The sequence below is a fragment of the Dietzia sp. DQ11-44 genome, assembly GCF_014145205.1.
Classification (GTDB): Bacteria; Actinomycetota; Actinomycetes; order Mycobacteriales; family Mycobacteriaceae; genus Dietzia; species Dietzia natronolimnaea.
This window is the reverse complement of the sequence record NZ_JAALEC010000724.1, coordinates 1-9,481: the sequence shown is the minus strand read 5'-3', so window position 1 is coordinate 9,481 and position 9,481 is coordinate 1. Positions and strand designations below refer to the sequence as shown.

The following is a 9,481-nucleotide window of genomic DNA, read 5'->3' as shown; positions in this document are numbered from 1 at the left end:
TTCCCTCTCTTGACCCCGTCCGCTCCGCGCCATTTCGGCAGGTGTCAGGGAAAGGGGGACCATGCGCGAGACGGTCCGACACGAGCGCCACGACGAACAAAAAAGCCAGGTCAAAGTACAGAAAAGGCTTTACCACTAGTGGCACTAGTGCTAGACTGGAGCCATACCGAGAGGGCAGGAAGCCCCCGGGAACCCAAGGAGGAACACCATGAGTGACTCTTACAAGAGCCTCGCCGCACTAGGTGTGGCACTGTCCGATGTTGCGGCGCTGCTCGCCGACTCCGAAGTTCTGCACGCTCTGACGTCGCACCTGACGGCCCGCGAGGTCATGATCATTGCCCGCCTGTTCCAGGCCGCCGGAAACGACAACGCCTACCGCTGGGTCATGGAGGGCATCATCCACGGCGACGAAGAGGTTCGCGCAGTGGCGACCCCAGTGGCCATCGGTCCGGGCTCGGTGAAGGTCGAGTACTTCAACCAGTTCGCCGATGCGGGCTACGAGGATAGCCCCATCTACGTCCGCGAGTTCGAGACCGGAGGCCTGCGGAACGCCATGCAGGAACTCAGCCTCGAGGTCGACCTCGAGTTTGTTGAGTGGGCGGCGGTGGTGATCCCCGGCAAGGTCGTCCTCGACAGCGCTCGCCGGACCTGAAGGTTCGACACGCTTACGTAACTAGTGGCGCTTGCCTCGCAAGCGCCACTAGTTGCACTAGAGTCACTAGCGGGAGGAAGCAATGAGAATCGTCGCAGTAGCGAACCTTAAAGGCGGAGTGGGCAAGACCTCCGTAGCGCAGTCCCTGCTCCACGCCGCAGCGGCCCGCGGTCAGAAGGCGCTGGGCATTGACCTGGACTCGCAGGGCAATCTCACCCAGCAGCTCACTGCCCGAAACGCCGACGAATGGTTCGAGCTCACAATCGCCGACGTCATGGATCCGTCCATGAATACCGCAGTCGCTGACGCGATCGTGCCTACCAGGCGGGCAGGTATCGACCTCGTGCCCTCGGGATTGGACGACTACGTCGCCGTCGAAATGTCACTCACTGGAGCGATGATGCGAGAGCTGACCCTGCGCAAAGCTCTAGGTCGGCTCCCGGACGAAGCGTACGACCTTGTAGTGATCGATTGTCCCGCTGCGCTCGGGCTGACGCTGACCAACGCGTTCGCCGCCGTGCACTCGGTCATCATCGTCACCGATCCATCGTCGGCAGGGTTCGTCGGAGTGGGTCGCATCGTCAACACCATCGACACCGCCAATGAGCAGCTGGGTCAAGTCCTAGGCCGAGAGATAGAGATCGGCGGAATCGTGATCAACGGTCATCGGACGGGCATCAAGACCGAGGAGGCATTTGTTGCCGAGATCGAGAACTATGCCCGCGACGCGGAGATCCCCGTCCTGGGGCGCCCCTTGCCCCGGCTGACCTTCATCCAGCGAGCAAACGCCGCAGGCTACGGGTTCGACGAGTTGACCGAGATCCGAGCCGTTGAAGTCGCGCGATTCTTCGACAACATGCTCACCACCATCACAGGGAGGGACTGACGATGGCTGACAAATTGCCGCAAGGGCCAACCGCACCTGCCCGACGCAAGAACCGTGGGATCTGGAGCGATCTGGGCGCGTCAGTCCAGCAGTCCGCGGAACAGGGGCCCTCGACCTCGGTGGAGCCGGCCGTGCACGAGCCCGAGGCTCCCAGTCCGCCCGCCGCCCAGGTGGACGAGCGGCCGGTCAAGAAGTCGACCAAGAAGCCGACCAAGAAAAGTGCAGGCGGCAGAGCTAGGGGGTGGGACCGGTCCGGCCAGGTCTCTGTCGTCCTCGGCAGCGAGCGTCACGCTCGGCTCAAGAATGTGTGGAAGAGCAACGCCACCACCTACGACGCTATCGCCGACCTCATCCGCGAAGCGATTGACGAGAAGCTGGACCAGCTCGAACGCTAGCTCCCACTATCGACACTAGCGCCCCTTGTGCCACAAGGGGCGCTAGTGCTTTGGCCGATCCGGGAAAGGTAGGCCTAGTATCAGGCCTACCGGGCGGGTATAACTCAAAGCATGACTACTCACGTCCTGGCGACCAACGAAATGAAGTCGAATCTCGCGGCACATATCCGAGCCGTCGCGGCCGACCCTCGTCGTCGCGTTGCGGTGGGGGCGCATCGGCGAGCGGAGGCAGTGCTGGTGTCGGTGAAGTCCGCGTTGCCCGAACAGCAGCTGCACGCGATGTCGTCCCTGGCGGGCAGGGCGCTCGGTTACGAGATCGTCCACGCAGTGAGTGCAGGGAGCGGTCCACCCGCAGTGGGGGATTACCGCGGCATCCTCTCTGCACTGGCTGAACGTCATCGCCGCGAGGACTGCCTGCGGTTCATTCGCGAGGCCGCCACCGGGGTCATGGCTGGCACGGGACAGCCTCAGACCGAGGCAGTGCGCCAGGTCGGATGTCTCGTCGGCTCCGCAGTGGAGCCTGACCTCGAATGGGCCGATTTGGCGGTCGACGTGGAAAACGCGATTGCGCAACAGTGCCAGGATTGGCAGGAGGACGAGTCACATGACTGAGGGCAAGTCATCACGCTGCGCATCCCACATGGGGCATTTCCAGGATCGTATGGTGAAGCCAAACCACCGCCGATCGTGGAGGCACCGTTGTCAGAACAGCCCGACCTATTCAGCTTTGACGACGATGCCACCCAGGGAGAGAGTTATGTCGGAGACGACACGCAGGGCCGTTCAGGCGGCGTGGGAGCAGATCGGCAAGGGCCAGCAGTATCAGACTCCGCACGCGCTGACGGAAGCGATCGAGGCCGAGGCGGAACGCCTGGACGAGCTGATCGGGGACGAGACCCAGAGGCTCAGAGACCAGGGGATCGCACAGTACCGAGCGGACAACCAGGGGCATCACCCGCCGTTTCTGGAGTCGGTGCAGATCGGCAACAGGGCGCGGTTCCAGGCGGAGGAGTTAATCCTGCACCAGGAGCTGGGGGAGCAGGTGGAAACCGCGGTGATGGAAGAGGACGAGGAGGAGACCTTCGCGGACCAGAGCTGGCGGGACAGCCCGGACCGCTGGAGGCACTCTCTTCACCTGATGGACGACCCGACGCCAGAGATCGACGCCCTGACGGAGGAAGTCTGGCCGGAGCAAACGATCCGATTCCGGGTGACGGCGGCCTATTTGATGCAGGCACGCTACGAGGACTCTCAACCGATTCCCGAGACTCCAGACGACCCGCTGAAAGCCGAGTTTACGGCCCTCGTCGCCGAGGCGATCGCCGAACGCGAGCGCGACCTGTACGGGACGAACGGGTAGAGCCGGAGCAGCTGGACCTCGTCTTTGACGACACAGGGGCTGCGCCGGTTGACCCGGTGACACTGAACGTCCACGCAGCGCCGCTGCCCGATCCGGCGACAGTGCATGAAGCGGCCCAGGAGCCGGCAGAGTTGGCCTTGGCTGGAGCTGGCGGTGGGGGAGGGGTGGACCTCCCGACCGAAACGCGGCCGGATCCGGTGGACTACCGTCCGAGCCGTGAGGTCACCGTGCCCTCCGGGAAGAAGGCCAGGGCGACGGCCAACATCGCTGCGATCAAGACGTTGCGCGTGCTCGAGCTGGAGGACCGCTACGCGACACCCGACGAGCAGGACGTGCTCGCTCAGTGGTCCGGGTGGGGTGCCGTCCAGGAGGTGTTCGATCCTCGCCGCGCAGACTTCGCCACGGAGCGTGCCGAGCTGGAATCGCTGCTCAGTTCGACCGAGTGGAACCGTGCACGCCACACCATCCTCAACGCGCATTACACCGACCCGGCAGTGGTCGGCGAGACCTGGAGCCTGCTGCGTCGGGCTGGTTTCCAGGGAGGGTTGGTCCTTGAACCGGGTAGCGGATCAGGAACCTTCATCGGCCACGCGCCGTCCGACGCGCAGATGGTCGGTGTCGAACTCGACACCCTGTCCGCCCGCATTGCTGCCTCGCTGTACCCCAGCGCCCAGGTACGCAATGAGTCGTTTGCAGATACGGCGGTGCCCGACAATGCGTTCGTCGCAGCGGTCGGCAACGTCCCCTTCGGGGACATCAAGCTCTGGGACGACGCCCACAACAGGGCGCAGCACTCGATCCACAATCACTTCATCCTCAAGTCGCTGGATCTGACCGCTCCAGGCGGATACGTAGCGCTGCTGACCAGTCGTTTTACCGCCGATGCGGCCAGGCCCGAGGCGCGAAGGGCCATGGCCGATCGCGCGGACCTCATCGGTGCCGTGCGATTGCCGACCGGGGCGTTTCGCCGCGTGGCCGGCACCGAGGTCGTCACGGATCTCCTAGTCTTCCGGGTCCGGGAGGAGGGCGAGGAACCCACCGAGGCCACTCGCCAGTTCACCCGGACCGCAGAAGTTGAGATCGCACTGGATACCGCGGACGAGTACGCACGGCCTGCCACTGTTCGCATCAACGACTATTTCCGCGAGAACCCCCGGCACGTCCTGGGAGCACTGTCGGCCGGCCACGGCATGTACGGAAACAACGAGCTGCGCGTGCTGCCTGATACTGAGGTTCCCCTGCCGCGCCAGATTGCCGACACACTCGGGCCGGTCGTAGATGCGGCTGTTCTCGATGGCCGAGGAATGACCGCCGATCGCAACTCGGTCACCTACGACGCTTCGATTGCCGCCGAGCGTGGCCTGGTCACCCCGGCGGAACAGTGGGGCGAGGTGGCACTTGACACCCTGCGCTACAACGCGGACCTCAACGTCATCGAGCGTTTCAACGGCACCGGGTGGGCCGACAGCGGATGTCCGAAGAGCCGCACGACCGAATGGCGCTCACTGCTGGAACTGCGAGACACCTTCCTCTCGCTGATCGAACTTCAGCGAGACGGCGGCGGCGAGCCAGGTGACAAGGACGCACTGCGCGCCGCCCTGAACGATCGCTACGACGCTTACGTCGCCCGCTACGGCTTCATCAATCGCTTCACCTGGAATGAACCTCGGCCGGTCACCCAGGAGCAGCACGACAAGCGGCTGACCGATGCCCTCGACAACTGGATCAAGACCGAGGGGCGTTCTTTCAACGCCGAAGACCACGCCGACATCCCCGACGACGTGTACTCACGACTGGACGACGAAGCATGGGTGCCCACAGGCTCACGCACCAAGCGAGCTCAGCATCTCGCCGGAGCGATCCGCAACGACCCGCACTTCCAGTCGATCCTGTCCCTGGAGTCGTTCGACGAGCAACGCATGATCGGCCGCAAGGCTGCCGTGTTCACCACCGACGTCCTCGAACCGGCCCGTCCGATCGAGAACGCCGAGACCATCCATGACGCCCTGGCGATCTCCATGGACGAAAGCGCGACCGTCAACGTTGAGCGCATCGCCCAACTACTCGGGACCGAGGCCAGCGCAGTCGAGTCTCAACTCCAGTCAGAGGCGCTGGCCTTCCGCTCGACCAGCGATCCAAACACCTGGATCCCGCGCACGCGCTATCTCTCGGGCAACGTACGCGTGAAGTTGGCCGAGGCTGAGACCGTCGCCGCCGACGACGACCGCTACCGAGCGAACGTCGCCTCACTGCGCACCGTCATCCCCGCACGAATCGAGGAGGGGATCAACGCTCGACTGGGCGTGACCTGGGTCAGTCCAGACGACTACGAGCAGTTCATCGCCGACACCTTCCGCATCGACAAGAGCGCCGTCACGGTCAGCTACGCCAACAACGAGTGGATCATCGAGGGCAACAGCTTCTACAGCGGTTACGTCGGCGACGCACTTGCCTACGGACTGGTTCCACAGCGGGGAAGCTACTCGAGCTCCGGCTACAACTTCGTCGGCACCGAACGCGAGCAACGATTCACAAACCAAGGCGTCTCCCTCGGAAAAGACCGATCCGGCACCTACGACCACTGGCAGATCCTCGACGACCTGATGAATGCCCGCCCCATCACGGTCAACCGCAGCAAGGAGTACAAGGAGGCCGTCCCCACCGGTGGAGACGTCCACGCCGGGGCTACACGTGCGGCCAAGCAACGCGCAGAACGCTTGCAAGAGTCCTTTGCCGACTGGGCGCTCCACGGCGACCCCGACCGTCGAGAACGACTACTGACCGAGTACAACTGGCGCTTCAACGCCACCGTTGCACCCGCCTACGACGGCTCACGGCGCAGCTTTCCAGGACTCGGAAAGACCTTCTCCCCGTACCCCTATCAGCGTGACGCCGTCGAGCGCATCGTCAACGAGCCAACCGTCCTACTCAACCACGTCGTCGGCGCCGGCAAGACCGGCACGATGCTCATGGGCGCCATGGAACTCAAACGCCTTGGACTGGTTCGTCAGCCGTGGATCGTGGTCCCCAACCACATCGTCGACCAGGTCGCCCGCGAGGCCGCCCAGTGGTACCCGGCCGCCAACGTGCTCTCCGGCGCCGGCCGCACCACACGAGACGACCGGCAGAAACTGTTGGCGCAGTCAGCAGCCCAGGATTGGGACCTCGTCATCGTTCCGCTGTCAGCGTTCACCCGCATGAATACCTCGGCCCAGACCCGCGCCTCCTTCATGGAGGGGCAGCTCGAGGCCATGCGCAAGGCCCGTCTGGAACTCGACGCCGGCACCGGCAGTGCAGCCACGATGAAGCAGATCGAGTCGGCCATCACCAAACTGGAAAACCGTTTGAACGAGGCACTGAAAACCTCCAACAAGGACGAGGGCATCACCTTCGAGCAGTCGGGCGCAGACTATCTGTTCATCGACGAGGCGCACCTCTACAAGAACCTCGGTCGCACCTCGGGGGTCCAGGAGCTCAGCCACCCCGGATCCAATCAAGCAATGGACCTCAAGCTCAAGCTCGACTACCTGCGCGATCGCAAGCGACAGGAAGCCTCCGCAGCAGGCGTTCCCGAAGACGCCTACGTCGAACGAGTAGCGACCTTCGCGACCGGCACCCCGGTGGCCAACTCGCTCGCGGAGCTGTTCGTAATGCAGAGCTACCTGCGTCCGGACCTGCTCGAACACGCCGGAGTTGAATCCATCGACGCCTGGGGGCAGACCTTCACCGACACCACCGAGACCGTCGAACTTAATGCCTCCGGCACCAAACTGCGCTCGGTGACCCGCGTCGGCAAGTTCGCCAATGTCGGTGACCTCATCGGCATGGTTAGCCAGTTCACCGACGCCGTGACCCGCGACCAGGTCCCCGTCGACCTGCCGATCAAACGCTCCGGCACCAACATCATCGTGGACTTCGAGCCCAGCCAGGAGGTGAAGGACTTCATCCAGGATCTCGGCTACCGGGCCGACAACGTCGACTCCCGGCGTATGGACCTCGACAACGCGCTGAAGATCGCCAACGACGGCCGCAACGTGTCCCTCGACCCCCGCAGCGCTCACCTGGCAGCGCCGACGGAAGGCGGACGCGCACGCGAGGTCGCCAGCCGAATCCTGTCCGAATGGGAAGCGACCCGAGACAACACCTACCTCGACGCACACGGCGAGGAAGCCGAACTCCGCGGTGGCCTCCAGATTGTCTTCTGCGACCGCTCCGTCCCGAAGAAGGACGGTCGGTGGAACATCTACACGGGAATCCGAGATGAACTGATCGCAGGAGGAATGCCCGCAGAGCGAATCGCCTTCGTTCACGACCACCCCAAGCCGGAAGACAAAGCAGCTCTCTACGAAGCATGTCGCAACGGCCAGATCAGCGTCCTGTTGGGATCCACCGAGAAGATGGGCACCGGCACCAACGTGCAGACCCGCGCTGTCGCCCTGCATCACGTCGACGTGCCGTGGCGGCCCGCAGACCTAGAACAGCGCGAGGGTCGCATCATCCGCCAGGGCAACCAGAACGCCGAGGTCGCTGTCTACAACTACGTCGCCACCGCCACTTACGACACCGCGATGTGGCAGACCCTCAACCGTAAGGCAGCCTTCCTCGAGCAGCTCTATGCCGCCGACCGTTCGATTCGCAGCATCGAAGACCTGTCGGCCGACAACCTGGCCGAATCCACGGCGCTGGTCAAAGCCATCGCCACCGGCGACGACCGTTACCTACGGCGCGTGGAGCTCCAACGCGACATCGAAGGGCTCGATGCCCGACGCGACAGCCACCAGTCGGCGGAGCGCTCACGTCGAGAAGAAATCGCCGCCCTCACCCGCTCGATCCCCAACGATGAGAAGCGGCTCGACATGCTCGCCGGCGCCGCGCCTGCGCTTCGAACCTGGGCCGAGCAGGAGAACAAGACCTACACCATCGGGCGCACCACGCTCAGCGTCCGAAAGGACGCATCGGACCAGCTCCTTGAAGCCCTGCGAGAGGCGTACGTGCAGATGCGCGGCGCCGGCCCCAACGAATCCACCCACGTGGCGACCTTCGCCGACGTGCCCCTGCACGTCACCAGAGTCATGGAGCACGACATGGTCATCCTGCGGTTCGGAGACCTGCCGATGGCCGGCGTGAGCATCACCCAGGAGCAGTTGTGGCCGCAGCGCGACGACGCCCACTTCGGCAAGTGGGGCGGCCAGAGCGGAACACTCGACGTAGCTGCCGATGAGGCCAAGACCAGCCGAGCAGCCATGGCGAACGGCGTCATGACTCGCATCGAGAACGCGATCGCCCGGGCGCCGGGGCAAGTCGACAGCGCCCGCCTCGAGTTGGACGCAGACCGGAAGCGACTCGAGGAGCTCCACGCCACGCCAGATGAGCCATTCCCTGAAGCAGCGAAACTCCAGTTGATGAAGACCGAACTGGACGCAATCAACGACGATCTGGCCGCCTACGAGAACTCCGACGCCGCCCAGCTTGCCCAGACCGAACTCGAGGCCCGTCAGGCACTCAAGGGCAGGAGTCCGGGCTGGTCGCTCATGCTCAACCCCACGCCGGCACTCGTAGAGGAACTCGGCTTTGAGACCGCCGATGAAGTGCGCGAAATGATGTGGCACCGCGAAATTGAGGCGCTCGAAGCATGGGCAGCCGCAAACCCACTCGCCCAGCAGGAACTCCCCGCTGCGCAGGAGCCGGGGACCGTGCAAGGCGGGGCAGCTGACCTCGCCGAGGTGCGCGGCCACATCATGGACCTCACCGATGAAATCGAGCAGGCCATCCCGGTGAGCGACCTCGCTTTGAACACCGCGATGGACAGCTACCGCGACTACGCCAACAACCTGATCCAGGCCGGCGGGAAATCCGAAGAGATCGGGCGACGGCTCCAGGAGCTGAGCGAGCACATTGCGGAGACCGGAGACCTCCGAAAACTTGACGCTTACAACCGCGAGCTGAAGGCGGAGCAGAAGGCCGGCAGTGGGAGCGTCTCGACCGACGACTTCGCAACCTCCTACCTCGAGCACCGGGCGCAGGAGCAACACACAGACCTTGACACCGATTGGCACCCCTACGGAGGCGGCAACCAACCCGAACCGGAGCAGGGGCCTGAAGTCTGAGCCGGAGCGGGGCCCCTTTCCCTGCCCCTGCCAGTCTTGGTGCTCCGCTGCCGGGGTCAAGGTCGGCACCCTGCGGGTGCG

General features: G+C 64.2%; 6 protein-coding genes. All 6 read left to right on the top strand.

All coding sequences use genetic code 11. From position 1 onward, the window contains the following. Positions 1-208 precede the first annotated feature (208 nt). Complete coding sequence (locus G6018_RS16375) at positions 209-652, top strand: hypothetical protein (protein WP_182640195.1); 444 nt, start codon at positions 209-211, stop codon at positions 650-652. Between the two features lie 82 nt (positions 653-734). Beyond that, complete coding sequence (locus G6018_RS16370; protein ID WP_241731163.1) at positions 735-1,538, top strand: AAA family ATPase; 804 nt, start codon at positions 735-737, stop codon at positions 1,536-1,538. A gap of 2 nt (positions 1,539-1,540) precedes the next feature. Then, a complete protein-coding gene (locus tag G6018_RS16365) occupies positions 1,541-1,933 on the top strand; it encodes a hypothetical protein (protein ID WP_182640194.1) in 393 nt (130 codons plus the stop codon). A gap of 111 nt (positions 1,934-2,044) precedes the next feature. Further along, a complete protein-coding gene (locus G6018_RS16360; protein ID WP_182640193.1) occupies positions 2,045-2,545 on the top strand; it encodes a hypothetical protein in 501 nt (166 codons plus the stop codon). 145 nt (positions 2,546-2,690) lie between these two features. Continuing rightward, positions 2,691-3,293: a hypothetical protein gene (locus tag G6018_RS16355; RefSeq protein ID WP_182640192.1), complete on the top strand. Its 603-nt coding sequence runs from the start codon at positions 2,691-2,693 to the stop codon at positions 3,291-3,293. A 56-nt stretch (positions 3,294-3,349) separates the two neighbouring features. Then, positions 3,350-9,400 carry a DEAD/DEAH box helicase family protein gene (locus G6018_RS16350; RefSeq protein ID WP_182640191.1) on the top strand — a complete coding sequence of 2,017 codons (6,051 nt, stop codon included), beginning with the start codon at positions 3,350-3,352 and terminating at the stop codon, positions 9,398-9,400. Positions 9,401-9,481 lie beyond the last annotated feature (81 nt).